This is a genomic window from Pseudomonas sp., from assembly GCF_017744435.1.
Classification (GTDB): Bacteria; Pseudomonadota; Gammaproteobacteria; order Pseudomonadales; family Pseudomonadaceae; genus Aquipseudomonas.
In genome coordinates, this window is record NZ_JAGIBG010000010.1 from 20,848 (window position 1) to 46,606 (window position 25,759).

Here is a 25,759-nt window from a genome sequence, read left to right on the forward strand (position 1 = left end):
AGTCCTGTTCAAGCGGTCGCTTCAAGGAAGTCCTGGGCAAAGCGCTGCAGCACCCCGCCCGCCTCATAGATCGACACTTCCTCGGCAGTGTCCAGGCGGCAGGTCACCGGCACTTCCACACGTTCGCCATTGCGCCGCGTGACCACCAGGGTCAGCGTCGCCCGTGGCTTGCGCTCGCCGAGCACGTCATAGGTCTCGCTGCCGTCCAGGCCCAGGGTCTTGCGGTCGATGCCCGGCTTGAACTCCAGCGGCAACACGCCCATGCCCACCAGGTTGGTGCGGTGAATGCGCTCGAAGCCCTCGGCGACGATCGCCTCGACACCGGCCAGGCGCACACCCTTGGCCGCCCAGTCACGGGACGAACCCTGGCCATAGTCGCCACCGGCGACGATGATCAGCGGCTGCTTGCGCTCCATGTAGGTCTCGATAGCCTCCCACATGCGCGTGACCTTGCCCTCCGGTTCGATGCGCGCCAGCGAGCCCTGCTTCACGCTGCCGTCGTCCTTGCGCACCATTTCGTTGAACAGCTTGGGATTGGCGAAGGTGGCGCGCTGCGCGGTCAGGTGGTCACCACGGTGGGTGGCGTAGGAGTTGAAGTCCTCTTCCGGCAGGCCCATCTTCGCCAGGTATTCACCTGCGGCGCTGTCGAGCAGGATGGCGTTGGACGGCGACAGGTGGTCGGTGGTGATGTTGTCCGGCAGCACCGCCAGCGGGCGCATGCCACGCAGGGTGCGCTCGCCGGCCAGGGCGCCTTCCCAGTAAGGCGGGCGGCGGATATAGGTGCTCATCGGGCGCCATTCGTACAGCGGCGCGACTTTCGGCCCGCGGTCTTCCTCGATGGCGAACATCGGGATGTAGACCTTGCGGAACTGCTCCGGTTTGACTGCCGCACGCACGACCGCGTCGATTTCTTCGTCGCTCGGCCAGATGTCCTTGAGGCGGATTTCCTTGCCGTCGATCACGCCCAGCACGTCCTTTTCGATGTCGAAGCGGATGGTGCCGGCAATCGCGTAGGCCACCACCAGCGGCGGCGAAGCGAGGAACGCCTGCTTGGCATAAGGGTGGATACGCCCGTCGAAGTTGCGGTTGCCCGACAGCACGGCGGTGGCGTACAGGTCACGGTCGATGATTTCCTGCTGGATCTCCGGGTCCAGTGCGCCGGACATGCCGTTGCAGGTGGTGCAGGCGAAGGCGACGATGCCGAAACCCAGTTGCTCCAGCTCCTTTTCCAGCCCCGCTTCTTCCAGGTACAGCTGCACGGCCTTGGAGCCAGGTGCCAGCGACGACTTGACCCAGGGCTTGCGGTTGAGGCCAAGCTTGTTGGCGTTGCGCGCCAAGAGGCCGGCGGCAATCACGTTGCGTGGGTTACTGGTGTTGGTGCAGCTGGTTATGGCGGCGATGATCACCGCGCCGTCGGGCATCTGCCCCGGCACTTCTTCCCAGGCACCGGCGATGCCCTTGGCCGCCAGGTCGCTGGTAGCGACGCGGGCGTGCGGGTTGGACGGGCCGGCCATGTTGCGCACCACGCTCGACAGGTCGAAGCTCAGGGTGCGTTCGTATTCGGCCTTGGCCAGGCTGTCGGCCCACAGGCCGGCGACCTTGGCGTAGGTCTCCACCAACTGCACCTGCTGGTCATCGCGGCCGGTCAGCTTGAGGTAGTCGATGGTCTGTTGGTCGATGGCGAACATCGCAGCGGTGGCGCCGTATTCCGGGGCCATGTTGGAGATGGTGGCACGGTCGCCCAGGGTCAGGGCGCGCGCGCCTTCGCCATGGAACTCGAGGTAGGCGCCGACCACTTTCTGCTTGCGCAGGAATTCGGTCAGGGCCAGCACCAGGTCGGTGGCGGTGATGTTCGGTGCCAGCTTGCCGGTCAGCTCGACGCCGACGATTTCCGGCAGGCGCATCCACGAGGCACGGCCAAGCATGACGTTTTCGGCTTCCAGGCCGCCGACACCAATGGCGATCACACCCAGGGCGTCGACATGCGGGGTGTGGCTGTCGGTGCCGACGCAGGTGTCCGGGTAGGCCACGCCGCGGTCGCTGTGGATGACCGGCGACATCTTCTCCAGGTTGATCTGGTGCATGATGCCGTTGCCGGGCTGGATCACGTCGACGTTCTTGAACGCCTTCTTGGTCCAGTTGATGAAATGGAAGCGGTCTTCATTGCGGCGGTCTTCGATGGCGCGGTTCTTCTCGAACGCCTGCGGGTCGAAACCACCGCACTCCACGGCCAGGGAGTGGTCGACGATCAGCTGCACCGGCACCACCGGGTTGACCTGGGCCGGGTCACCGCCCTTGTCGGCGATGGCATCACGCAGGCCGGCGAGGTCGACCAGGGCGGTCTGGCCGAGGATGTCATGGCATACCACGCGAGCCGGGAACCACGGGAAGTCGAGGTCGCGCTTGCGCTCGATCAGCTGGCCCAGCGAGGCGTCGAGGGTGGCCGGGTCGCAGCGGCGTACCAGGTTTTCGGCCAGCACGCGGGAGGTATACGGCAGGCTGTCGTAGGCACCGGGCTTGATGGCCTCGACGGCAGCGCGGGCATCGAAGTAGTCCAGGGCTGTGCCTGGCAGGTTCTTACGGAATGCAGTATTCATCTTGGAATCAGGCTCGGTCACAGGATTCGGAAGGTTGCCCCGCTTCCACACGGGAAGCGGGTTGCCTCTCTTTATCTAATCAGCGCTGTTCGATCGGCACGAACTGGCGCTGTTCGACGCCGACATACTCGGCGCTCGGGCGGATGATGCGGTTGTTGGCGCGCTGTTCGAACACGTGCGCAGCCCAGCCGGTCAGGCGCGAGCAGACGAAGATCGGGGTGAACAGCTTGGTCGGGATGCCCATGAAGTGGTACGCCGAGGCATGGTAGAAGTCGGCGTTGGGGAACAGGCGCTTCTGCTCCCACATGGTCTTGTCGATGGCTTCGGAAACCGGGTACAGGACCGTATCACCGACCTGGTCGGCCAGCTGCTTCGACCAGCCCTTGATCACCTCGTTACGCGGGTCGGACTCTTTGTAGATCGCGTGGCCGAAGCCCATGATCTTGTCCTTGCGCTCGAGCATGCGCAGCAGCTCGGCAGTGGCTTCCTGCGGGCTCTGGAAGCGCTCGATCAGTTCCATTGCCGCTTCGTTGGCACCACCGTGCAGCGGGCCGCGCAACGAGCCGATGGCGGCGGTAACGCAGGAATACAGGTCGGACAAGGTCGAGGCGCAGACCCGCGCGGTGAAGGTCGAGGCGTTGAACTCGTGCTCGGCGTAGAGGATCAGCGACACGTTCATCACCTTGACGTGCAGCTCGCTCGGCTTCTTGCCGTGCAGCAGGTGCAGGAAGTGGCCACCGAGGGTGTCCTCGTCGCTGGTGCAGTCGATGCGCACACCGTGGTGGGTGAAGCGGTACCAGTAGCACATCACTGCCGGGAACAGCGCCAGCAGGCGGTCGGTCTTCTCGCGCTGGGCGTCGAAGGTCAGCTCGGGCTCCAGGGTACCCAGCACCGAGCAACCGGTGCGCATCACGTCCATCGGGTGGGCATCGCGCGGGATGCGCTCGAGCACTTCCTTCAGCGCCTGCGGCAGGTCACGCAGGCCCTTGAGCTTGCGCTTGTAGTCGGCAAGTTCCGCCTTGCTTGGCAGCTCGCCGTACAGCAGCAGGTAGGCGACTTCTTCGAATTCGGCACCGGCGGCCAGGTCACGGACGTCGTAGCCACGGTAGGTCAGGCCGGCACCGGCCTGGCCCACGGTCGACAATGCGGTCTGGCCGGCCACCTGGCCGCGCAGGCCAGCGCCACTGAGTACTTTTGCTTCGGCCATGGTGTTTCTCCTTTCTTGAATTTGTTATAGGAAGCGATCTGGCTAATCCGGGAGCGGTGCGCTCAACCTTTCTTCTGCGCGAACAGCGCGTCGAGGCTCTGCTCGAAGGCGTGGTAACCAATGGCATCGTAGAGCTCCATGCGGGTCTGCATGGTGTCGATCACGTTCTTCTGCGTGCCGTCGCGGCGCAGTGCGGTATAGACGTTTTCAGCCGCCTTGTTCATGGCGCGGAACGCCGACAGCGGGTACAGCACCAGCGACACGTCGACCGAGGCCAGCTCTTCGGTGGTGTACAGCGGCGTGGCGCCGAATTCGGTGATGTTGGCCAGGATCGGTGCCTGCACCCGATCGGCAAAGGTCTTGTACATCGACAGTTCGGTGATGGCTTCCGGGAAGATCATGTCGGCGCCAGCCTCGATGCAGGCGGCGGCACGGTCCAGGGCGGCGTTCAGGCCTTCCACCGCCAGAGCGTCGGTGCGCGCCATGATCACGAAGCTGTCATCGGTACGGGCGTCCACCGCCGCCTTGATACGGTCGACCATTTCCTGCTGGGTGACGATTTCCTTGTTCGGGCGGTGGCCGCAGCGTTTCGCGCCGACCTGGTCCTCGATGTGGATAGCCGCAGCACCGAACTTGCACATCGAGCGCACAGTGCGGGCAACGTTGAAGGCCGACGCGCCGAAACCGGTGTCGACATCCACCAGCAAGGGCACGTCGCAGACGTCGGTGATGCGGCGCACATCGGTCAGCACGTCATCCAGGCCACTGATGCCCAGGTCCGGCAGGCCCAGGGAGCCAGCGGCAACGCCGCCACCGGACAGGTAGATGGCCTTGAAACCGGCACGCTTGGCCAGCAGTGCATGGTTGGCGTTGATCGCGCCGACCACTTGCAGGGGATGTTCGGCGGCAACGGCGTCGCGGAAACGCTGACCGGGGGTGCTCTTCACAGTCATTTCTCACCTCGTGGGCTGTTGTTGTTGGCGTCCAGGTAGTGACGCTCGATGTTGCGCTTGGACGCGCCGATGTGGCGGCGCATCAGGAGTTCGGCCAGTTCGCCGTCACGGTCGGCGATGGCATCGAGAATGCGGTGGTGTTCGGCAAAGGCCTGGCGCGGCCGGTTGGGCGTGGCGGAAAACTGGATGCGGTACATGCGCACCAGTTGGTACAGCTCACCACAGAGCATCTTGACCAGGGTCTGGTTGCCACTGCCCTGGATGATCCGGTAGTGGAAGTCGTAGTCGCCTTCCTGCTGGTAATAGCCAAGCCCGGCCTGGAACGCGGCATCGCGCTCATGGGTATCGAGCACCCGGCGCAGCTCGTCGATGTCGGCCTGGCTCATGCGCTCGGCCGCCAGGCGGCAGGCCATGCCTTCCAGCGATTCGCGGATTTCGTAGAGTTCGATCAGCTCGGCGTGGTTGAGCGACACTACCCGCGCGCCGACATGCGGCACGCGCACGAGCAGGCGCTGCCCCTCCAGCCGATGGATGGCCTCGCGCAGCGGGCCGCGGCTGATACCGTAGGTACGCGCCAGCTCCGGTTCGGAGATCTTGCTGCCCGGGGCGATGTCGCCCTTGACGATCGCCGCCTGGATACGTCGGAAGACATTCTCGGACAAGGTTTCCGTTTCGTCTGACTCGACGGGGCTTGGGGTGGTGAGGTCCAGCATATTGTCGACACCTTGCTAATCGCTTGAGCAGAAACTAGCGAATCAGAGGCGCACAGTCAAAGACAAAATGAATATTGTCGACAATCGTCTAAGAACGAACTTACCCAGTGATGGCGTTGTCAGATCGCGGCACGCTGGCGTCAAGACGTCGGCGTGATAGAATGCCGCGCCTCCAACGGGGTATCGATAGTGTATTTGTCATCAATTCATGTTGTTGACAGATGAACGAGGAAGCTTGCGCAGTCGTTGCCAGTCACCGTTGCCCCGAACCCCGCACAGTTCAGCACCGCGCCAGGATTATGAGACTTACACCTGTATTATTGCTGTTATGCCTCACCCTGCTGCCGGCCCTTGGCCAGGCGGCGGGCAAGACCGTGTACGGTCTGAACGAATACGCCCGGCTCGGCGACCTTGACCTGGAAGTGGCCGCCAAGCTCGACACCGGGGCCAAGACCGCGTCGCTCAGTGCCCGCGACATCAAGCGCTTCAAGCGCAACGGCGAAAGCTGGGTGCGCTTCTACCTGGCCATCGACGCCGCCCATTCGCACCCCATCGAACGCCCCCTGGCGCGCGTGAGCAAGATCAAGCGCCGCGCCGGCGACTATGATGCGGAATCCGGCAAGGCCTACACCGCCCGCCCGGTCATCGAACTTGAAATCTGCATGGGCCAGGCCCGGCGCACCATCGAAGTCAACCTCACCGACCGCAGCGCCTTCCAGTTCCCGCTGCTGATCGGCTCGGAGGCGCTCAAGCACTTCGACGCGCTGGTCGACCCAAGCCTTAAATACGCGGCCGGCAAACCTGCCTGTGCCACCGACGCTCCCAAAGCAGAGTAACCCCGATGCGCTCTCTTACCCTCCATCTGAAAGTCCTGATCACCGTGCTGGTGTTGCTCGGCGTGGCGGTCACGGCCTATCAGATCTTCGTGCTCGGCATCCCGGTGACCGAGGACGAGACCGACGACTTGTGGAACATCGACGCCAAGGTCGAGTTCGTCGCCAGCTCCAAGGACCCGGTCAAGATCCAGATGTTCGTGCCGCCGCTGAACCGCGACTACGTCAGCCTCAACGAGAGCTTCATCTCCAACAACTACGGGGTCAGCGTCAACCGCGTCGACGGCAACCGCAAGGTGACCTGGTCGGCGCGCCGCGTCAGCGGCAACCAGACCCTGTACTACCGCCTGGTGCTGACCAAGCGCTACAGCAACGAAAAGTCCGCCATCAAGGGCCCGACCTTCCGTGACAGCCTGGCCATCGACGGCCCCGAGAAGATCGCCGCCGAAGCCCTGATGGCACCGATCCGCCAGCACTCGGCCGACGTCGAGACCTTCGTCAGCGAAACCATCAAGCGGGTCAACAACCTCAACGACGACAACGTCAAGCTGCTGCTGGCCGGTGACACCTCGCCAATGAAGAAGGCCCAGGTCATCGACCTGCTGCTGTCGATTGCCCATGTGCCGATGGAAAAGGTCCACACCATCCGGCTGGTTGCCGATACACCCCAGACCCCGGAGCTGTGGCTGCGCAGCTTCAATGGCAACGACTGGCTGTACTTCAACCCGGACACCGGCGAACAGGGCCTGCCAGCCGACCGCCTGCTGTGGTGGACGGGTGACGACAACCTGATCACCGTCGATGGCGGCAAGAAGGCCAACGTCACCTTCAGCATGAACAACAGCGAGATGAACGCCATCCGCCTGGCCAAGCTGACCGACGAGAACACCGACGCCGACTTCCTCGAGTACTCGCTGTACGGCCTGCCACTGCAGACCCAACAGACCTTCATGATCATGGTGATGATCCCGATCGGCGTGCTGGTGATCCTGATCCTGCGCAACCTGATCGGCATCCAGACCCTGGGTACCTTCACCCCGGTGCTGATCGCCCTGGCCTTCCGCGAGACCCAGCTGGGCTTCGGCATCGTGCTGTTCACGGTGATCACCGCGCTGGGCCTGTCGCTACGCTCGTACCTGGAACACCTGAAGCTGCAGATGCTGCCGCGCCTGTCGGTGGTGCTGACCTTCGTCGTGGTCCTGATTGCCGCCATCAGCCTGTTCAGCCACAAGCTGGGCCTGGAGCGCGGCCTGTCGGTGGCGCTGTTCCCGATGGTGATCCTGACCATGACCATCGAACGCCTGTCGATCACCTGGGAAGAGCGCGGCGGTGGCCATGCCATGAAAGTGGCAATCGGCACCCTGTTCGCCGCCTCCCTGGCACACCTGCTGATGATGGTGCCGGAGCTGGTGTACTTCGTCTTCACCTTCCCGGCCGTGCTGTTGATCCTGGTGGGCTTCATGCTGGCGATGGGTCGCTACCGCGGCTACCGCCTGACCGAGCTCGTGCGTTTCAAGGCATTCCTGAAGAAGGCTGACGCCTGATGTTTGGCCTGATCAAGACGTGGAAAGCCCTGGAGGCCCGGGGCATCATGGGGATCAACCGCCGTAACGCGGACTATGTGCTGAAGTACAACAAGCGCAGCCTGTACCCGATCGTCGACGACAAGATCATCACCAAGGAGCGTGCGCTCGCAGCCGGCATCCATGTGCCGGAGATGTACGGCATCATCGAGACCGAAAAGCAGATCGAAAAGCTTCACGAGATCATCGGCGGGCGCAACGATTTCGTCATCAAGCCGGCGCAGGGCGCCGGCGGTGACGGCATCCTGGTGATCGCCGACCGCTTCGAGGACCGCTATCGCACGGTGTCGGGCAAGATCATCAGCCACGAGGAAATCGAGCACCAGGTGTCGAGCATCCTCACCGGCCTGTACTCGCTCGGCGGCCACCGTGACCGTGCGCTGATCGAGTACCGGGTGACCCCGGACCAGATCTTCAAGAGCATCAGCTACGAGGGCGTGCCAGACATCCGCATCATCGTGCTGATGGGCTACCCGGTGATGGCCATGTTGCGCCTGCCGACCCGTCAGTCCGGCGGCAAGGCCAACCTGCACCAGGGCGCCATCGGCGTGGGTGTGGACCTGGCCACTGGCGTGACCCTGCGCGGCACCTGGCTGAACAACATCATCAGCAAGCACCCGGACACCACCAACGCGGTGGACGGCGTGCAATTGCCGAACTGGGACGGATTCATGAAGCTGGCCGCCGGCTGCTACGAGCTGTGCGGGCTGGGCTACATCGGCGTGGACATGGTGCTGGACCAGGACAAGGGGCCGCTGATTCTCGAACTCAACGCCCGCCCCGGCCTGAACATCCAGATCGCCAACGACACCGGGCTGACCCAGCGCACCCATGCCATCGAGGCGCACATTGAAGCGCTGGCCAAGGAAGGCATCACCGAAGATGCCGAGCAGCGGGTGCGGGTGACCCAGAACCTGTTCGGGCACGTGCATCCGCGTTGAGCCCCAGGGGCTGCTGCGCAGCCCCGTCCAAACACGATGTTTGAATGTCGCAACAAAGCTAGGCGCATTTCCTACACAGGTCTACAATCGCCCTCCTCGCTTTTACATCGCCGTCCACACTGATGCCGACCTGTACGCTCCACCCCCTGCCCTATCAGCCCGACCCCGCCGCTTACTTCGCCCGCCTGCGCCAGGCCCCCGGCGCGATCCTGCTCGACAGTGCCCGCCCCGGCGCCGAACGCGGCCGCTTCGACCTGCTCAGCGCCTGGCCCGTGCAACACCTGCAGGCCCAGCCCGACGAGGACGGCCGCGCCTTCCTCGAACGCCTGCGCGCCAGCCTGGCGCAACTGGGTGAAGCACAGCTGCCCACCGGCCTCGAGCTGCCCTTCGCCGGCGGCCTGATCGGCTACCTGAGCTACGACTTCGGCCGCCGCCTGGAACAGCTGCCCAGCCTGTCGAGCGACGACCTGGCCTTGCCCGATGCGCAGCTGGGCCTGTACGCCTGGGCAATGGTGACCGACCACCTGCTTGGTACCAGCCAACTGGTGTTCCACCCGAGCCTGGGGCCTGCAGAGCAGCTGCGACTGACGGCATTGTTCGAAGCTGTCGACACTTCGACGCTCGGTGATTTCCAGCTGCTCGCCCCGATGCAGGGCGACCTGCAACCCGAGCAGTACCAGGCCGCCTTCGACCAGGTGCAGCGCTACATCCAGGCCGGCGACTGCTATCAGATCAACCTCACCCAGCGCTTCCGCGCCCCCTGCCAGGGCGACCCGTGGCACGCCTACCAGGCCCTGCGCCAAGCCTGCCCGACGCCGTTCTCCGGCTACCAGCAACTGGCGGATGGCAGTGCACTGCTGAGCTTCTCCCCGGAGCGCTTCATCCGCGTCAGCCAGGGCCAGGTGGAAACCCGCCCGATCAAGGGCACCCGCCCGCGCTCGGCCGACCCTGCCGAAGACGCCCGCAACGCCGAAGAATTGCGCCACAGCGCCAAGGACCGCTCGGAAAACCTGATGATCGTCGACCTGCTGCGCAACGACCTGGGGCGCACCTGCGAAATCGGCTCGGTGAAGGTGCCGGAGCTGTTCAGCCTGGAAAGCTACCCCAACGTCCACCACCTGGTCAGCAGCGTCACCGGCCAGCTGGCCCACGACAAGGACGCCCTGGACCTGATTGGCGACAGCTTCCCGGGCGGCTCGATCACCGGCGCGCCGAAGATCCGCGCCATGCAGATCATCGACGAGTTGGAACCCACTCGCCGCGCGCTGTACTGCGGCTCGCTGCTGTACGTGGACGTGCGTGGCGAAATGGACAGTTCCATCGCCATCCGCAGCCTGCTGGTCAAGGATGGCCAGGTCAGTTGCTGGGGCGGCGGCGCAGTGGTGGCCGACTCGAACTGGCAGGCCGAATACGAGGAATCGATTGCCAAGGTGCGGGTGCTGATGGAAACGCTGCAGAGCCTTTGAGGCTCATCGCCAGGCGTCTACCCCGCCATTTTTTGTTACCATCACCCCATTACGAGCGCACAGCGCCACAGCCAAGATGGAAACCGCCTGATGAGCCAACCCTTCGACGTCGCCGCCCTGGCCGCGACCTATGCCAACAAGTCCCCACAGGACATCCTCAAGCTCGCCTTCGAGCACTTTGGCGACGACCTGTGGATCTCCTTCAGCGGCGCCGAGGATGTGGTGCTGGTCGATATGGCCTGGAAGCTGAACAAGCAGGTCAAGGTATTCAGCCTCGACACTGGCCGCCTGCACCCGGAGACCTACCGTTTCATCGACCAGGTGCGCGAGCAGTACAACCTGCCGATCGAAATCCTCAGCCCGGATCGTGCCAAGCTCGACCCGTTCGTCAAGGACAAAGGCCTGTTCAGCTTCTACAAGGACGGCCACGGTGAATGCTGCGGCATCCGCAAGATCGAACCGCTGCGGCGCAAGCTCGCCACCGTCAGCGCCTGGGCAACCGGCCAGCGCCGTGACCAGAGCCCAGGCACCCGCAGCCAGGTGGCAGCACTGGAAATCGACGGTGCGTTCTCCACGCCCGAGCGCACCCTGTACAAGTTCAACCCGCTGGCGCAGATGACCAGCGAGGAAGTGTGGGGTTACATCCGCATGCTCGAACTGCCGTACAACAGCCTGCACGAACGCGGCTTCATCAGCATCGGCTGCGAGCCTTGCACGCGCCCGGTGCTGCCGAACCAGCACGAGCGCGAAGGCCGCTGGTGGTGGGAAGAGTCGACCCAGAAGGAATGCGGGCTGCATGCCGGCAACCTGATCAGCAAGGCCTGATTCGCAGGCAAACAAAAACCGGCCCGAGGGCCGGTTTTTTCGTTTCTGCCGTACTCAGTGCACCGGCAGCTCGACGCCTTCGAACAGCTCTTCAAGCTCCTGCTTGTTGTGGCACTGAATGGCCTTGGCCATCACTTCACGGGTCAGGTGCGGTGCGAACTTCTCGATGAAGTCGCACATGAAGCCACGCAGGAAGGTGCCACGGCGGAAGCCGATCTTGGTGATGCTGGCTTCGAACAGCTCGCTGGCATCCAGGGCCACCAGGTCGCTGTCGAGCTTGGTGTCGACCGCCATCTTGGCCACGATGCCCACGCCCAGCCCCAGGCGCACATACGTCTTGATCACGTCGGCGTCAGCGGCGGTGAACACCACTTTCGGCGTCAGGCCACGGTGGTTGAAGGCTTCGTCCAGCTTCGAACGGCCGGTAAAACCAAACACGTAGGTGACGATCGGGTATTCGGCAACCGCTTCCAGGGTCAGCTTCGGCAGCTTGGTCAGCGGGTGACCTTGGGGCACCACCACGCAACGGTTCCACTTGTAGCACGGCATCATGATCAGGTCGCCAAACAGCTCCAGCGCCTCGGTGGCGATGGCGAAATCGACGGTGCCGTCGGCCGCCATTTCCGCGATCTGCATCGGCGAGCCCTGATGCATGTGCAAGGCCACTTCCGGGTACTGCTTGATAAAGCTGCTGATCACCGGTGGCAGCGCATAGCGTGCCTGGGTGTGGGTGGTGGCGATGGACAGCGTGCCCTTCTTCTCGTTGGAGAACTCCTGGGCGATCTGCTTGATGCTCTCGACCTTGCGCAGGATCTCGCCAGCGGTGTTGATGATGCGCTCACCGGCCGGGGTTACGCGGGTCAGGTGCTTGCCGCTGCGGGCGAAGACTTCAACACCCAGCTCGTCCTCGAGCAGGCGGATCTGCTTGCTGATCCCCGGCTGCGAGGTATACAGGCTCTGCGCCGTCGCGGAGACGTTGAGGTCATGGTGCGCCACTTCCCAGATGTAGCGCAGTTGTTGAAGCTTCATAGGTTTCCCTCGAATCGGCGGTAAGTCAGCGGCAGCAGGCAGCGACGAGATATAACTATATTAGTGGTTCTCGAAATAAAACTAGAACTATTTTGTTACACGCGCCTCCGAACTAGCCTACTGCCAGCTTCACGATTTCCTACGTCCAAGGTGCTGCGAGAGGGGCACCATGTACACTGGCACTGGCGACAGCTGCAGCAACCGCACCGCCGTCCGCCCGATTGGTACATCCACCCCGGCACCGGCGGTGTGGCTGCCGAAGATCAGCAGGTCGACGCTCAGCCGCTGTGCCTGTTCGAGGATGACCTGCGCCGGGTCACCCTGGCGCACCCGTACCGCCTTGATCAGTGCCAGATCTGCGTCCTCGCCCAATTCGTCACGAAAGTTTTCCAGCACCCGTTGTTCGATGTTGGCCATTACCGTGTTGACGCCTTCGCTGTGCAATTCATCCAGCGTCTGCTCATCGAGGTAACTCTGCAGCAGGGACTCGGCGAACTGCCCCATGGGCTCCACCGCATGAATCACGTAGAGCTCTGCGCTGAAGGCGCGAGCCAGGGTCAGGGCGTGCTGCATGACAAAAGGCGCGTAGACACCGAGGTCGGTGGCGTACAGCATGGAGCGGATCATTCGACCTCCTCGACTGCCGTTGCGGCAGAGCAAGCTTCAGCTTAGCAGCGCACCGGACCCGCGCTTTGCCGTCCGGCGCACTGCTGATGCGGCCTGCAGAGGATTCAGCCAGCCCGGTTGGCGTGGTCGATGAAGGCCAGGGCCTGATACAACATTTGCATTCGCGGCAGACTGCAGCCGGCCGCCTGTGCACGAGCAATCGGCTCGGCATAGATCGCCTGCAGTTCCAGCGGGCGCTGCTGGGCATGGTCGTGGTACATGCTCGGCCAGTAATCGGGCATCTGTTCGGTCATTCGAAACAGCTGCTCGGCATAGCCCGCTGGCAGCTCATGCCCGCACGCGGCGGCACCTTGCACCACTTCGGCCATCAGCGCCTGGATCAGTTCACGACTGTCGGCATCGGCCATCAGCGGCGTGGTACTGGCCCCCAGCAACACCGAAAGGCCGTTGTACGGCACGTTCCACACCAGTTTCTGCCAGCGCGCCTGGCCGAGATTGGCCATGGCCTGGGAGTCGATGCCCGCTGCACGAAACAGCCCGGCGCCCGCTTCGACGATCGCCGCACCGCCATCTTCGGCCGGCCCGCTGTGATAGCCGAGATTGACCGCACCCAGCGCCTGGTGACGAATCACCCCTGGGGCCTGGCGATTGACGCAGATGAAACACAGGCCTCCCAGTAAATGCAGGTTGCCCGGCAGCGCCGCCCTCAACTGCTCCTCCACGCCGAGGCCATTCTGCAGCAGCACCACCTTGGCATCGGCAGCGGCGGCCTGGACGATCAGTGGTGCGAGCCCGGCATTGCGGGTTGCCTTGGCGCCCACCAGCAGCCAGTCGCAGGGCGGCATGTCGGCAGCGCTGGCGTAGGCATTGACCGGCATCTGCAGCGTGCCATGCACGGCATGCTCGAGTTTCAGGCCCTGTTCACGCACCACGTCATACTCGCTGCGCAGCAGGAAATGCACATCGAAACCGGCGCGTGCCAGCATCAGCCCATAGAAGCCACCGATAGCACCGCTGCCGATGATGCCGATACGCGGTTTGCGAGGGTTCATGCTGCTCTCCATCTCTTATTCTGATGCGCATTTCTACACCGTTTGCGGCTTTCTGCGCACCCTGAATGCAGTTCAAGCCCCTTGCGCCAGGGAAAAACCCTGCACTGCGTGGCTCAGGCCATTGTCGCGCCCCCAGTAACGCGCTAAGGTTCTGCTCCCCGCTGCGAACATTATTGCTGCTGGGCCGCACGGGGATTGCTGGCGGCCGGCACCCGTGACCTGACGAGTAACACGATGGCTGATTTACCGATCGACGACCTTAACGTTGCTTCCAACGAGACCTTGATCACCCCCGATCAGCTCAAGAAGGAAATCCCCCTCAGCGCCAAGGCCCTGCAGACCGTGACTGCCGGCCGCGAAGTGGTGCGCAATATCCTCGACGGCAAGGACCATCGCCTGTTCGTGGTGGTCGGCCCCTGCTCCATCCATGACATCAAGGCCGCCCACGAATACGCCGAGCGCCTCAAGGTGCTGGCCGAGGAAGTGTCCGATACGCTGTACCTGGTCATGCGTGTGTACTTTGAAAAGCCACGCACCACCGTTGGCTGGAAAGGCCTGATCAACGACCCGTACCTGGATGACTCGTTCAAGATCCAGGACGGCCTGCACATTGGCCGCCAGCTGCTGCTGGACCTGGCCGAAATGGGCCTGCCGACCGCCACCGAGGCACTCGACCCGATCTCCCCGCAGTACCTGCAGGACCTGATCAGCTGGTCGGCCATCGGCGCCCGCACCACCGAATCGCAAACCCACCGCGAGATGGCGTCGGGCCTGTCTTCGGCGGTCGGCTTCAAGAACGGCACCGATGGCGGCCTGACCGTGGCCATCAACGCCCTGCAGTCGGTGTCCAAGCCGCACCGCTTCCTCGGCATCAACCAGGAAGGCGGCGTGTCGATCGTCACCACCAAGGGCAACCCGTATGGCCACGTGGTGCTGCGTGGCGGCAACGGCAAGCCGAACTACGATTCGGTCAGTGTCGCCCTGTGCGAACAGGACCTGGCCAAGGCCAAGATCAAGGCCAATATCATGGTCGACTGCAGCCACGCCAACTCCAACAAGGACCCGGCCCTGCAGCCACTGGTCATGGAGAACGTCGCCAACCAGATCCTCGAAGGCAACCAGTCGATCATCGGCCTGATGGTCGAAAGCCACCTGAACTGGGGCTGCCAGTCGATCCCGAAAAACCTCGACGAACTGCAGTACGGCGTGTCGATCACCGATGCCTGCATCGACTGGTCGGCCACCGAAAAAACCCTGCGCAGCATGCACGCCAAGCTCAAGGACGTGTTGCCACAGCGCAAGCGCAGCTGAGTTTCAGCGCAATGAAAAACGCCGGGCATTGCCCGGCGTTGTTGTCTCTGGCGCCTGGCCCGTTCAGACCTTGCTCGAATGGCGCTGCTGACGCTCCATGTAGCGCTCAACGTACGAACAGGAAGGGATCACCGTGTAACCCATCTGGTCGGCGTACTCGAGGGCCTTCTCGGTCAACGCTGCTGCGATCCCGCGGCCACGCAGGGCGTTGGGCACGAAAGTGCGATAGATGTCCAGCGTCTGCTTGCCCAGGTCCATGTACGTCAGGTAGGCACGATGACCGTCCACGTTGGTTTCGAACTGATGACCGGCCTGGTCATGGTGGATGGTCAGCGCTTCACTCATCACTACTCCTCGCAGGCCTTTCTGGCAGACCCTTACCTTAACCGATGTGGTTTTATCCGGCGGAGGAACCTCAACGCCACCTCTTGCCCCTTGGACCCCTTGCCGACAGCAATCGTTCGACCGGATCGGGCACTCCCAAATAGTAGGCGCCGCAAGCGGGATTACTCAAGGTGGCCAGCGTTAAAAAGTAGCAGGAAGCCACGCCAGTGGCCTTGCCCTGGCACGCCCTGCAACAGCAACCGGATGTTGTTGTGCTTAAGACGCTGAGGGACAGTTAAAGTCACCGTTAGTTCAACAAAAAAGTTCCTGTACTACAATCGCTTGCGCCCGCTACACGGTTTTTTCACAAAACCCCCGCAAATCTTGTCGGTGTGACCTCGCGCAACATTTTTTTTGCAGTTCTTGCGCTCTGTCAGTTTACTTACTACAAGTAATGGGTACTATGTACGCCGGCCAGTTTCTCTTTTCCGAGAGATGGCTATTTAATAGAAAGTCCTTGAAGGGGAACACGATGAACAACGTTCTGAAATTCTCTGCTCTGGCTCTGGCCGCAGTTCTGGCTACCGGTTGCAGCAGCGTATCCAAAGAAACCGAAGCTCGTCTGACTGCGACTGAAGACGCAGCAGCTCGCGCTCAAGCCCGTGCTGATGAAGCCTACCGTAAGGCTGACGACGCAATGGCAGCCGCTCAGAAGGCTCAGCAGACCGCTGACGAAGCCAACGAGCGCGCTCTGCGTATGCTGGACAAAGCCAGCCGCAAGTAATAATCCTCACGGATTGTTATGGAGCCGACCCACTTGTGGGTCGGCTTTTTTATTGCCTGGACAAAAGCCCTACTCCGGAAACGAAGAGGCCCGCAGCAGGCTGTTGACCTGAGCGGGCCCCGGGGGTGCTGCAAAAGCGTTACTGCAGTTCGGGCGGGATGCTCGAAACCATAGGTGCGGCACCCTGGTTATTGACAGGCACGGCAATTTCCACCGGCATACCGTCTTCCGCGGCAACCACGTCACGCACCATGTCCCAGTTCATGCGCAGGTTGTTGGCCAGGTCTTCACGCTTGAGCAAGGCATTGATGACCGCCGTATGCTTGTCGACCACAGATGGGTTGCCATGATCGTCCAGCGGCGTGTGCGCCTCTAGGTAAACCTTGCCGCCACTGATGCCGAACTTGTAAGGCTCGTTGATGATGCGCACCGGCGTCCCCACCGGCACCATCTTCGACAGTTCCAGCACGTTGTTGTTGAGCATGCGGAAGCAGCCATGGCTGGTGCGCATGCCGATACCGAACTTCTTGTTTGAACCGTGGATCAGGTAGCCCGGTACACCCAGGGTGAACTTGAACGGCCCAAGCGGGTTGTCCGGGCCGGCAGGCACGACGGTCGGCAGGATGTCACCGTCTGCAGCGTGCTCGGCACGGATCGAGGCGGGTGGAGTCCAGGTCGGATTCGGCGTCTTCGCGGTGATCTTGGTCATCGCCACAGGCGAGCCCCAGCCCTCGCGACCGATGCCCAGCGGGAAGGTATGCACCACATTCTGCCCTTTCGGGTAGTAATACATACGGTACTCGGCCAGGTTGATGACGATGCCTTCACGCGGCCCCGGCGGCAGGATGTAGCGGGTCGGCAGGATGATCTCGGTACCGGCGCCCGGCAGCCATGGGTCGACACCCGGGTTGGCGGCGATCATTTCCAGGTAGCCGAGGTCGTTGGCAGTGCCGATGTCGGCAAAGGTGTCTTCGTACTTGGCCTTGATCGTCTGGACCTGGCCAACGACGTCTTCACCGGGTGGTGGCAGTGGCAGCTCCAGCGCAGCAGCGGGGCCCGCTACCAGCAGGGCGGCCAGGGACAGGCAACGGGTGACGGCGGGAAAGCGCGGCAACATCCGGTAAATCCTTCGAAAGGTAGTCAAGAATCACGATTGTACACCCGCCTCGCTGCAAGCGGGAGGCATTGGCGCCTTGCAAGCGTTTCAGATGATGAAAGGTGCACTCAATTGCGCACCTGCAATTCACCTCAGAGCTCGGGCCAGACCGGCCGCATGCCGCGGCGCTGGGCATCGAGAATCGCCCGGCACAGGTCGCACAGGCGCCCGTCACGGTAGATGCTGCGAGGCACACCGGACCAGCGTGGCTGCGCAGGCAGCAGGCCGCCGCACAAGGTACGGTCGACCGGCACGCCGAGTTCGAGTTGACGGGCCACGAGGTGGACGCGGATTTCCTGGCAAGCGAACAGGTCGAGCTGCTCATCGGGCTCGATCAGTTGATAGGCAAACAAGGACCAGGCAGGGCGCGGCATCGGGGGCTCTCGAAACGGGGGGCGCAACATTAGCCGAAAGCCGGCCCCGTTTAAAGCGTCACAACAAGGGTTTTATCGCCGGCCAGGCATTTTCCAGCAAACGCTGCTGGGCACCCTGTGCCGGATGGATGCCATCGGCCTGCATCATCCCCGGTACTCCCCCTACCCCTTCGAGGAAGAACGGCACCAGCGCCACCTGTTTTTCCGTTGCCAGCTGTTCATAGACGTTGGCAAAGGCCGTGGTATAGCGCACGCCATAGTTCGGTGGCAGGCGCATGCCCAGCAGCAGCACCTTGGCCCCTGCCTTGCGGGCACTCTCGATCATCGAGGCAAGATTTTGTTGCAATTGCTGCGGAGGCTGCCCACGCAGGCCATCGTTGCCTCCCAACTCCAACACAACCAGGCTCGGCTTGTGTGCTGCAAGCAGCGCCGGCAGCCGCGCCTGGCCACCTGCACTGGTGTCGCCACTGATCGACGCGTTGACCACCTGATCGTCGAAACCTTCGTCCTTGAGCCGGGTCTGCAACAAAGAGACCCACCCCTGGCGGGTATCCAGGCCAAAACCGGCGCTGATACTATCGCCGACAACCAGCAATGTTCCCGCTGCCGCGCTCTGGGCCAGGCAATACAGGGCCAGACCGGCACTCAACCACCACACTCGCATCGGATTCTCCATGGGCCCCAGCATTCTCGTTGCGCAGAACCTTAGCAAAGTGGTCCCCAGCGCGGAAGGTGACCTGACCATCCTCCATGCCCTCTCCCTCGACCTCGCCCAGGGCGACAGCCTGGCCATCGTCGGCGCCTCTGGCTCGGGCAAGTCGACCCTGCTCGGGCTGCTCGCCGGCCTCGACCGCCCCAGCGCCGGCCAGGTCATCCTCGCCGGTCACGACCTCGGCCCACTGGACGAGGACCAACGCGCCAGGGTTCGCGCCGAGCATGTCGGCTTCGTCTTTCAGTCGTTCCAGCTGCTCGACAGCCTCAACGCCCTGGAGAACGTGATGCTGCCGCTGGAGCTGGACGGTCGGCGCGACGCTCGCGAGCACGCCCGCACCCTGCTGGAGCGCGTCGGCCTGGGCAAGCGGCTGACCCACACTCCGCGCCAGCTTTCCGGCGGCGAGCAGCAGCGAGTCGCCATTGCCCGCGCCTTCGCCGCACAACCGGCAGTGCTGTTTGCAGACGAACCCACCGGCAACCTCGACAGCCATACCGGCGAGCGCATCAGCGACCTGCTGTTCGAGCTGAACAAGGAGCGCGGCACCACTCTGGTGCTGGTCACCCATGACGAGCGCCTGGCCCGGCGCTGCCGCCGCCAGATCCGCCTGGACGCAGGCCGCCTGGTGGCGCCGGTGGAGGCCTGATGAAGCATATGCCGCTGTCCCGCCTGTGCGGCCTGGCCTTGCGCCAGCTGCTGCGCGACATCCGCGCCAGCGAAGTGCGCGTACTGTTCTTTGCCCTGCTGGTGGCGGTCGCCGCCAGTACCGCCATCGGCTATTTCGGCGCCCGCCTGAATGGCGCGATGCAACTGCGCGCCAGCGAGTTCCTCGGCGCCGACCTGGTATTGCAAGGCAGCGCACCGGCCCGTGAAGAACAGCTCAGCGAGGGCCAGGCACTGGGGCTGCGGCATGCCCAGGTGGTGGAGTTCACCAGCGTGGTGGGCGGCGATGCCGGCATCCAGCTTTCGAGCATCAAGGCGGTCGACGGTGCCTATCCATTGCGCGGCCAGGTGCGCAGTGCCGCCACGCCCTATGCCGAGGAAACCCCTGGGGGCGGCCCGGCACCTGGAGAAGCGTGGGTCGAACCCCGCCTGCTCGCAGCCCTGGGGCTGAAGATTGGCGACAGCATCGACGTCGGCATGAAGACCTTGCGCATGAGCCGCGTACTGACCTACGAGCCAGACCGCGCCAACAACTTCTACAGCCTGACACCGCGGGTGATGATGAACCTGGCCGACCTGCAGGCTACCGGGGTCATCCAGCCAGGCAGCCGGGTCACCTACCGCGACCTCTGGCGCGGCGATGCCGAAGCCCTCGCGCAGTACCACAAGGGCGTGGACAAGCACCTTGCCGCCAACCAGCGCCTGCTCGACACCCGCGATGGTAACCGGCAGATCGGCGGCGCCCTGGGCAAAGCCGAGCGCTACCTGAACATGGCCAGCCTGGTCGCCGTGCTGCTGGCGGGCGTCGCCGTGGCGCTGTCGGCCAGCCGCTATGCTGCGCGCCGCCTGGATGCCAGCGCCTTGCTGCGCTGCCTGGGGCTGTCGCGGCACCAGGCGCTGGGTTTGTATTGCCTGCAGCTGGCGATGCTTGGCCTGGTCGCCGCCCTGGCCGGCGCCCTGCTCGGCTGGCTGGCACAACTGGGCCTGTTCCGCCTGCTGCATGGCCTGCTGCCCAGCGAAGTGCCCGCCGGGGGCATGGTTCCGGCACTGGCCGGCATCGCCACCGGCCTGGTGGCCCTGGCCGGCTTTGCCTTGCCGCCGCTCGCCGCTCTGGGCCAGGTACCACCGCTGCGCGTACTGCGCCGTGATCTGCTGCCCGTGCCACCGAGCAGCTGGCTGGTGTATGGCGCCGCCCTGCTCGCCCTGGGCCTGATCATGTGGCGCCTGAGCCTTGACCTGCTACTGACCTTCGCCCTGCTGGGCGGCGGCCTGATCGCAGCGCTGCTGCTGGGCGGGCTGCTTTTGCTCGGCTTGCAAAGCCTGCGCAAAGCCCTCGCCGGCGCGCCACTGGCCTGGCGCCTGGGCCTCGGCCAGCTGCTGCGCCACCCGATGGCCGCTGCCGGGCAAGCCCTGGCCTTTGGCCTGATCCTGTTGGCCATGGCCCTGGTTGCGCTGCTGCGAGCAGAGTTGCTCGACAACTGGCAGGCACAACTGCCCAAGGACGCTCCCAACCATTTTGCCCTGAACATCCTGCCCACTGACCGCGAACCGTTCGCCCAGCGTCTACACGATGTGAATGCCAACTCGGCACCGCTGTATCCGGTAACCCCCGGCCGTCTGATTCAGATCAACGACCAACCGGTGCAGCAGATCGTCAGCAAGGATTCCGCTGGCGAGCGAGCCGTGCAACGCGACCTCAGCCTGACCTGGGCGGCCGACCTGCCTCAGGGCAACGTGCTGAGCGCAGGCAGCTGGTGGCAAGCGTTGCCTGGCAGCGATGAAATTCCCGGCGTGTCGGTCGAGGCCGAGCTGGCCGCCAGCCTCAAGTTGCAACTGGGCGACCTGCTGACCTTCGACATCGGCGGCGAGCAACGTCAGGCGCGCGTCAGCAGCCTGCGCAGCGTGCATTGGGACAGCTTTCAGCCGAACTTCTACATGATCTTCCAACCGGGCACCCTGCAAGGGCTGCCAACCACCTACCTGACCAGCTTCTATCTGGCCCCAGGCCATGACCTGGATGTGGTGGCGCTGTCTCGGGCGTTTCCGGCGGTGACCATCCTGCAGGTCGATGCCTTGCTCGAGCAGCTACGCAGCATCCTCGCGCAGGTCACCCTGGCGGTCGAATATGTATTGCTGTTCGTGTTGGCGGCGGGGCTTGCCGTGTTGTTCGCCGGGTTGCAGGCAACGCTCGACGAGCGGATTCGCCAAGGCGCCTTGCTGCGGGCCCTAGGAGCCGCGCGCCCCTTGTTGGTCAAGGCGCGGCGCATCGAGTTCGGTTTGCTGGGGGCGGCTAGTGGTGCCTTGGCGGCGCTGGGGTGCGAGTTGATTACCCTGGTGCTGTATCGCTATGCATTCGACCTGCAGTGGAGCCCGCATCCGTGGCTGCTGGTGTTGCCGCTGGCCGGGGCGTTGCTGGTGGGTGGGGCAGGTGTTTTGGGCACTCGACGAGCGCTGAATGCCAGCCCACTGGCGGTACTACGGGAAAGTTGATAGCGCCTGTGCTGGCCTCTTCGCGGCTAAAGCCGCTCCCACAGGTACATCACCAGCTTCCAGTCCTGCGCTGTACTTGTGGGAGCGGCTTTAGCCGCGAAGAGGCCAGCACAGGCAATATTGATTCATTGCCCGTAGTGAATGTTGTTCACATACCAGGTCGCCTGACCGGTCGGTGTATTTACCAGCACTTCATCGCCCTCCTCCTTCTTGAGCAGGGCCCGGGCCATCGGCGAGTCGATCGAGATATAGTCGTTACGGCCATAAATCTCGTCATACCCGACAATGCGAAACTTCATGGTCTCGCCGTCATCGTTCTCGACTTCAACCCAGGCACCGAAGAACACCTTGCCTTCCTGCTGTGGCGAGTAGGCGACCACCTTCACATCCTCGAGGCGCTTGCGCAGATAGCGGACCCGACGGTCGATCTCACGCAGCAGCTTCTTGTTGTACTGGTAGTCGGCGTTCTCGCTGCGGTCACCCAGCGAAGCGGCCCAGGTCACTTTCTGGGTGATTTCCGGGCGATACACCCGCCACAGGTGATCCAGCTCCTTCTTCAGGGCCTCGTGACCTTCCGTGGTGATGATATTGGTGCTCAACGGCGCGCTCCTCAGCGTCGGGTAATCAGGCCCTGACGCGCGATGCGGGTAAGCTGGCCAATGACTTCGGCTGCGTCTTCTCGGGCGGGTGCCTGGATCACCGCCAGGTCGAAGCGATCGTTGCCGAACTGTTCCAGGCGGCAGGCATCTTCGGCGAACTGGATGAGAAAGGCGCGGGCCTGACCCTTGCGGCGCGACAAGCCTTCAAGGTGACGCAAAAGTGTGGGCTGATGCTGGCCACCGAGCAGGATGCGCGGTGTACGGGACGCCTGGCTGGCAGGCAATGGGCTCAAACAGACACTGGTACGTGGACAACTCATGGAGTTTCTCTCCGCCTCGCGAATCCCGCTGGGCAGCGGTGGGAGGCGTCACCGAACCAGCGCTTTAGCGGTATTTCGGATGACCCGGAGAGGGGGCCAGTCCTGCGCCCCGCAAGTAGCTGTTTAAATCGGCGCAGGCGGTATGCTAGAGCGACAAGCCGCAAGCTGCAAGCCCCAAGCTGAAATGCGTTCGGCTTGGGGCTTGCAGCTTGCGGCTTTTGATCTGTCAGCGGGCGATCAGGCGGTCGAGGGACAAGCGGCCCGCGCCTTCGATCAGTACCGCCACGGTGCCGGCCAGCAGCGCCAGGGCGAACTCATAGCCGTTGTTGGACATGAACAAGCCGTTGTTGATGTGCACCGAGAAGATCGCCACCACCAGGGTCACCGTCAGTGCCAGTGCTGCCGGGCGCGCCAGCAGGCCGATCACCAGGGCCAGGCCGCCGAAGAACTCGGCGCTACCGGACAACAGCGCCATCAGGTAGCCCGGCGCCAGGCCGATGCTTTCCATCCATTGGCCGGTGCCTTCCAGGCCGTAGCCGCCGAACAGGCCGAACAGTTTCTGCGCACCGTGCGCCATGAAGATCACACCGACCAGGATACGGATCACGCTGAGGCCCAGGCCAGCGCGGGTGGAGAGCAGTTTGCTGATTGCGTTGTTCATTGCGAAGTTTCCTTGAAACCGGGATGTTGAGTTGGGATGGGTGCCATCATAATCAATTCATGCGATATGAAAATCGCAAAAAACCCAACACAACAATCGACAAAATCGATTTGTCAGCGACTGACCACACGCTCCAGTGCCGGGCGTTCGCGATTGAACGCCAGGAAGTACTTGTTGACGCTGTTGACGAAGTTGACCGGCCCCATACCGACCTGCTCCATGGCGATGCGCTCGGTCTGGAAGAACCACTGGTTACCGTTGAGGCCGCGCTTGCGGGCCTCGGCGCGCATGGCCTGGACCCGTTCCGGGCCAAGGTTGTAGGCTGCCAGCACAAATGCCATGCGCTCGCGCTCGTTGATCTGCGGGCTGGCGAAGAACTTGCGGCGGATCAACGCCAGGTAGCGCGCACTGGCCTGGACATTGCCATCGACTGAGCCGGTGTCGCTGATCCCCACCCGTTGCGCTGCCGACGGGGTGATCTGCATCAGCCCGTGTGCCCCGCCGCTACCGCGTGCTGCTGGGTTCAGGGTGGATTCCTTGAAGGCCAGGGCCGCCAGGTTCAACCAGTCGATCTGCTGCGCCTCACCATGTTTCTGCAACACCGGGCGCAGTGCGTTCAGCCGCTGGCGGTCCTTGCGCGCCAGCGGATTGTGCACACGGTACTGGCGCCGGTAGATGCGCTCGAAGGCCGCATCCTGGTTTTCCGGCGCATGGTAACCCTGGAGAAAGCGATCAACCGTGGCCAGCAGCATGGTCGCATCACGCCGCACATACCAACGCATGGCCTGCGCCTGCCCCAGTTGCACCCGGGTGTCCAGGCGCAGGTTCGGCATGACCCTGGCCCAGCGCTGGGCGATCGGGCGCTCCACCATGGTCAATGGATAGATACCGGCCTGGACCATCTCCAGCACATCTTCCACCGCCAGGGTCGAATCGACCCATTCGATCTTGATCGGCGCCCGCTTGCGCAGCGCCAGCTGCTGGTTGATCTGCTGGATCACCGCCCCCGCCGCGCTGGCGCTGGTCAATGCCACCGTACGCCCGGACAGCTGCTCAGCGCGGGTATAGCTGCGCTCACCCTTGCGCCCGACCAACAGCAAAGGCACCTGGTCCAGCACTGGCGCACTGCTGTTGACCCCGCCGGTCACGGCCGGGTCGAGCAGCTCGCCCGGTGCAGCCAGGTCACCCTCACCGCGCTGCAGGGCCCCCAGCAGCTGCTCCTTGGCCCGTGGAATGATCTTCAGGCTGATCTGCTGGCCATCACCGGCCCGGGCGTTGAGGTAATGTTCGAGCCCACGCAAGCGGTAATACTCGATACCCACCGGCTCGCCCTTGATCTCACCGGAACTGTTGCGGCTCTGGTTGACCAGCACGCGCAGCACCTTGGTACTGCGAATCTGCGGCAGGTCACGGGCGGAGTTCACCGGCACGTTCTGCTGTGGCCCCGGCAGCCGCGCATAGGCCGGACCGACCGTGGTCAGCCCAAGCGTCAGCAACAGGGTCAGCAGGTATCGCAGCATGCGAAATCGTGTCCGTGGTCGGTGGGCGGCAGCCATGGTGGTACGCGCGGTCGTGAGAAATGACGGCAAAAGACCACGGCAAACGCCTGAAGTTCTTGGTTTTTTCCGAATATCACGCTTTTTGCTATGCTGGCCGCCCCGCGGCACGAGGTAGCACCATGCAACTGATCGATATCGGCGTCAACCTGACCAACAGCAGTTTCCACGACCAGCAGGCCGCCATCGTCGAGCGCGCCATCGAGGCCGGCGTGATCCAGATGGTCCTGACCGGCACCAGCCTGGAGGTCAGCGAGCAGGCGCTGGAGCTTTGCCAGCAGCTCGATGGCGACGGCCAGCACCTGTTCGCCACGGCCGGCGTGCACCCGCACGATGCCAAGTCATGGGACGGCAACAGCGAGCGGCAACTGCGACAGCTATTGGCTGAAGCACGGGTGCGTGCCGTGGGCGAATGCGGACTGGATTTCAACCGTGATTTCTCCCCTCGCCCGCTTCAGGAGAAAGCCCTGGAAGCCCAACTGGCAATGGCGGCCGAACTGCGCCTGCCGGTATTCTTGCACGAGCGCGATGCCAGCGAGCGCCTGCTGGCCATCCTCAAGGATTACCGCGACCACCTGCCAGCCGCCGTGGTGCATTGCTTTACCGGCGAGCGCGAAGCCTTGTTCGCCTACCTGGACATGGACCTGCACATCGGCATCACCGGCTGGATCTGTGACGAGCGTCGTGGCACCCACCTGCATCCGTTGGTGAGCAACATTGCCGAGGGCCGGCTGATGCTGGAGAGCGATGCCCCCTACCTGCTGCCACGCAGCCTGCGGCCGAAGCCGAAAAACGGCCGCAACGAGCCGGCATTCCTGACCGAGGTGCTGCGCGAAGTGGCGCTGCATCGCAACGAGCGCATCGAGCACTGCGCCCAGCACACCAGCGCCACGGCCAAAGCCTTCTTCCAGCTTCCTTGACGCATGTCATGAACCGTTCTCGAGTGCGCGGGCACAATGATGGCACCTTGCCAATAATGTTTC

The 25,759-nt window shown here is 63.5% G+C and carries 25 protein-coding genes; 10 read left to right on the top strand and 15 right to left on the bottom strand.

All coding sequences use genetic code 11. The features are described 5' to 3' along the window. Positions 1 to 8 precede the first annotated feature (8 nt). The 4 genes from acnD to J7573_RS09325 form a co-directional block, all read right to left on the bottom strand. Positions 9 to 2,597, bottom strand: coding sequence for a Fe/S-dependent 2-methylisocitrate dehydratase AcnD (acnD, locus tag J7573_RS09310; RefSeq protein WP_294333357.1), 2,589 nt, complete (start codon positions 2,595 to 2,597; stop codon positions 9 to 11). A 79-nt stretch (positions 2,598 to 2,676) separates the two neighbouring features. Next, on the bottom strand, positions 2,677 to 3,804 hold the full coding sequence (gene prpC, locus J7573_RS09315) for a 2-methylcitrate synthase (RefSeq protein WP_060483892.1): 1,128 nt from the start codon (positions 3,802 to 3,804) through the stop codon (positions 2,677 to 2,679). 62 nt (positions 3,805 to 3,866) lie between these two features. Next, positions 3,867 to 4,757 (bottom strand): methylisocitrate lyase, encoded by an 891-nt coding sequence (gene prpB, locus J7573_RS09320; protein WP_027919649.1) that lies wholly within the window; start codon positions 4,755 to 4,757, stop codon positions 3,867 to 3,869. Beyond that, on the bottom strand, positions 4,754 to 5,470 hold the full coding sequence (locus tag J7573_RS09325) for a GntR family transcriptional regulator (RefSeq protein ID WP_103448145.1): 717 nt from the start codon (positions 5,468 to 5,470) through the stop codon (positions 4,754 to 4,756). The genes prpB and J7573_RS09325 overlap by 4 nt, the downstream gene beginning before the upstream one ends. A gap of 299 nt (positions 5,471 to 5,769) precedes the next feature. Between J7573_RS09325 and J7573_RS09330 the strand changes: the two genes are divergently transcribed. The 5 genes from J7573_RS09330 to J7573_RS09350 all read left to right on the top strand — a co-directional run bounded on the left by J7573_RS09330 (position 5,770) and on the right by J7573_RS09350 (position 11,118). Next, on the top strand, positions 5,770 to 6,306 hold the full coding sequence (locus J7573_RS09330) for an ATP-dependent zinc protease (RefSeq protein ID WP_027919647.1): 537 nt from the start codon (positions 5,770 to 5,772) through the stop codon (positions 6,304 to 6,306). Positions 6,307 to 6,311: 5 nt separating this feature from the next. Then, a complete protein-coding gene (locus tag J7573_RS09335) occupies positions 6,312 to 7,847 on the top strand; it encodes an inactive transglutaminase family protein (protein WP_294333384.1) in 1,536 nt (511 codons plus the stop codon). Further along, the gene (locus tag J7573_RS09340; protein ID WP_079227226.1) at positions 7,847 to 8,827 is read left to right on the top strand and encodes an alpha-L-glutamate ligase-like protein; all 981 of its coding nucleotides are present in this window, start codon (positions 7,847 to 7,849) and stop codon (positions 8,825 to 8,827) included. The genes J7573_RS09335 and J7573_RS09340 overlap by 1 nt, the downstream gene beginning before the upstream one ends. Positions 8,828 to 8,949: 122 nt before the next feature. Next, positions 8,950 to 10,293 (top strand): aminodeoxychorismate synthase component I, encoded by a 1,344-nt coding sequence (gene pabB / locus J7573_RS09345; RefSeq protein ID WP_294333389.1) that lies wholly within the window; start codon positions 8,950 to 8,952, stop codon positions 10,291 to 10,293. A gap of 90 nt (positions 10,294 to 10,383) precedes the next feature. Next, positions 10,384 to 11,118: a phosphoadenylyl-sulfate reductase gene (locus J7573_RS09350; RefSeq protein ID WP_110631664.1), complete on the top strand. Its 735-nt coding sequence runs from the start codon at positions 10,384 to 10,386 to the stop codon at positions 11,116 to 11,118. Between the two features lie 54 nt (positions 11,119 to 11,172). On the opposite strand, the gene cysB is transcribed toward J7573_RS09350, so the two are convergent. The 3 genes from cysB to J7573_RS09365 form a co-directional block, all read right to left on the bottom strand. Continuing rightward, positions 11,173 to 12,147 (bottom strand): HTH-type transcriptional regulator CysB, encoded by a 975-nt coding sequence (cysB, locus tag J7573_RS09355; RefSeq protein ID WP_027593928.1) that lies wholly within the window; start codon positions 12,145 to 12,147, stop codon positions 11,173 to 11,175. Between the two features lie 129 nt (positions 12,148 to 12,276). Next, positions 12,277 to 12,774 (bottom strand): universal stress protein, encoded by a 498-nt coding sequence (locus tag J7573_RS09360; RefSeq protein ID WP_159409600.1) that lies wholly within the window; start codon positions 12,772 to 12,774, stop codon positions 12,277 to 12,279. Between the two features lie 104 nt (positions 12,775 to 12,878). Then, positions 12,879 to 13,826 (bottom strand): putative 2-dehydropantoate 2-reductase, encoded by a 948-nt coding sequence (locus J7573_RS09365; protein ID WP_294333404.1) that lies wholly within the window; start codon positions 13,824 to 13,826, stop codon positions 12,879 to 12,881. A 234-nt stretch (positions 13,827 to 14,060) separates the two neighbouring features. Between J7573_RS09365 and J7573_RS09370 the strand changes: the two genes are divergently transcribed. Then, positions 14,061 to 15,137 (top strand): 3-deoxy-7-phosphoheptulonate synthase, encoded by a 1,077-nt coding sequence (locus tag J7573_RS09370; protein WP_294333407.1) that lies wholly within the window; start codon positions 14,061 to 14,063, stop codon positions 15,135 to 15,137. Positions 15,138 to 15,200: 63 nt separating this feature from the next. Here J7573_RS09370 and J7573_RS09375 read toward each other — a convergent pair whose 3' ends face one another. Further along, on the bottom strand, positions 15,201 to 15,482 hold the full coding sequence (locus J7573_RS09375) for a GNAT family N-acetyltransferase (protein WP_023379662.1): 282 nt from the start codon (positions 15,480 to 15,482) through the stop codon (positions 15,201 to 15,203). Positions 15,483 to 15,993: 511 nt separating this feature from the next. Here J7573_RS09375 and J7573_RS09380 point away from each other — a divergent pair. Beyond that, positions 15,994 to 16,245, top strand: a complete 252-nt coding sequence (locus tag J7573_RS09380) for an Lpp/OprI family alanine-zipper lipoprotein (protein ID WP_003250288.1) — start codon at positions 15,994 to 15,996, stop codon at positions 16,243 to 16,245. Between the two features lie 139 nt (positions 16,246 to 16,384). Here J7573_RS09380 and J7573_RS09385 read toward each other — a convergent pair whose 3' ends face one another. The 3 genes from J7573_RS09385 to J7573_RS09395 form a co-directional block, all read right to left on the bottom strand. Beyond that, positions 16,385 to 17,362, bottom strand: a complete 978-nt coding sequence (locus J7573_RS09385; RefSeq protein ID WP_054883568.1) for a L,D-transpeptidase family protein — start codon at positions 17,360 to 17,362, stop codon at positions 16,385 to 16,387. A 131-nt stretch (positions 17,363 to 17,493) separates the two neighbouring features. After that, positions 17,494 to 17,775 carry a hypothetical protein gene (locus tag J7573_RS09390; RefSeq protein WP_027919636.1) on the bottom strand — a complete coding sequence of 94 codons (282 nt, stop codon included), beginning with the start codon at positions 17,773 to 17,775 and terminating at the stop codon, positions 17,494 to 17,496. Between the two features lie 58 nt (positions 17,776 to 17,833). Further along, positions 17,834 to 18,439, bottom strand: coding sequence for an arylesterase (locus J7573_RS09395; protein WP_294333510.1), 606 nt, complete (start codon positions 18,437 to 18,439; stop codon positions 17,834 to 17,836). Positions 18,440 to 18,449: 10 nt separating this feature from the next. On the opposite strand from J7573_RS09395, the gene J7573_RS09400 reads away from it, so the two are divergent. Then, complete coding sequence (locus tag J7573_RS09400; RefSeq protein ID WP_294333513.1) at positions 18,450 to 19,133, top strand: ABC transporter ATP-binding protein; 684 nt, start codon at positions 18,450 to 18,452, stop codon at positions 19,131 to 19,133. After that, complete coding sequence (locus tag J7573_RS09405; RefSeq protein ID WP_294333516.1) at positions 19,133 to 21,640, top strand: FtsX-like permease family protein; 2,508 nt, start codon at positions 19,133 to 19,135, stop codon at positions 21,638 to 21,640. Before J7573_RS09400 ends, J7573_RS09405 begins: the two co-directional genes overlap by 1 nt. Before the next feature lie 125 nt (positions 21,641 to 21,765). Here the strand turns inward: J7573_RS09405 and greB are convergent, their stop codons facing one another. The 4 genes from greB to J7573_RS09425 form a co-directional block, all read right to left on the bottom strand. After that, positions 21,766 to 22,239 carry a transcription elongation factor GreB gene (greB, locus tag J7573_RS09410; protein WP_294333518.1) on the bottom strand — a complete coding sequence of 158 codons (474 nt, stop codon included), beginning with the start codon at positions 22,237 to 22,239 and terminating at the stop codon, positions 21,766 to 21,768. 11 nt (positions 22,240 to 22,250) lie between these two features. Continuing rightward, a complete protein-coding gene (locus tag J7573_RS09415; RefSeq protein WP_103448157.1) occupies positions 22,251 to 22,559 on the bottom strand; it encodes a hypothetical protein in 309 nt (102 codons plus the stop codon). Positions 22,560 to 22,785: 226 nt separating this feature from the next. Further along, complete coding sequence (locus J7573_RS09420) at positions 22,786 to 23,220, bottom strand: DoxX family protein (RefSeq protein WP_159409591.1); 435 nt, start codon at positions 23,218 to 23,220, stop codon at positions 22,786 to 22,788. Positions 23,221 to 23,333: 113 nt separating this feature from the next. Further along, positions 23,334 to 24,740 carry a transglycosylase SLT domain-containing protein gene (locus J7573_RS09425; RefSeq protein WP_294333524.1) on the bottom strand — a complete coding sequence of 469 codons (1,407 nt, stop codon included), beginning with the start codon at positions 24,738 to 24,740 and terminating at the stop codon, positions 23,334 to 23,336. A gap of 158 nt (positions 24,741 to 24,898) precedes the next feature. Here J7573_RS09425 and J7573_RS09430 point away from each other — a divergent pair, with 158 nt between their 5' ends. Then, positions 24,899 to 25,696 (top strand): TatD family hydrolase, encoded by a 798-nt coding sequence (locus J7573_RS09430; RefSeq protein ID WP_294333527.1) that lies wholly within the window; start codon positions 24,899 to 24,901, stop codon positions 25,694 to 25,696. Positions 25,697 to 25,759 lie beyond the last annotated feature (63 nt).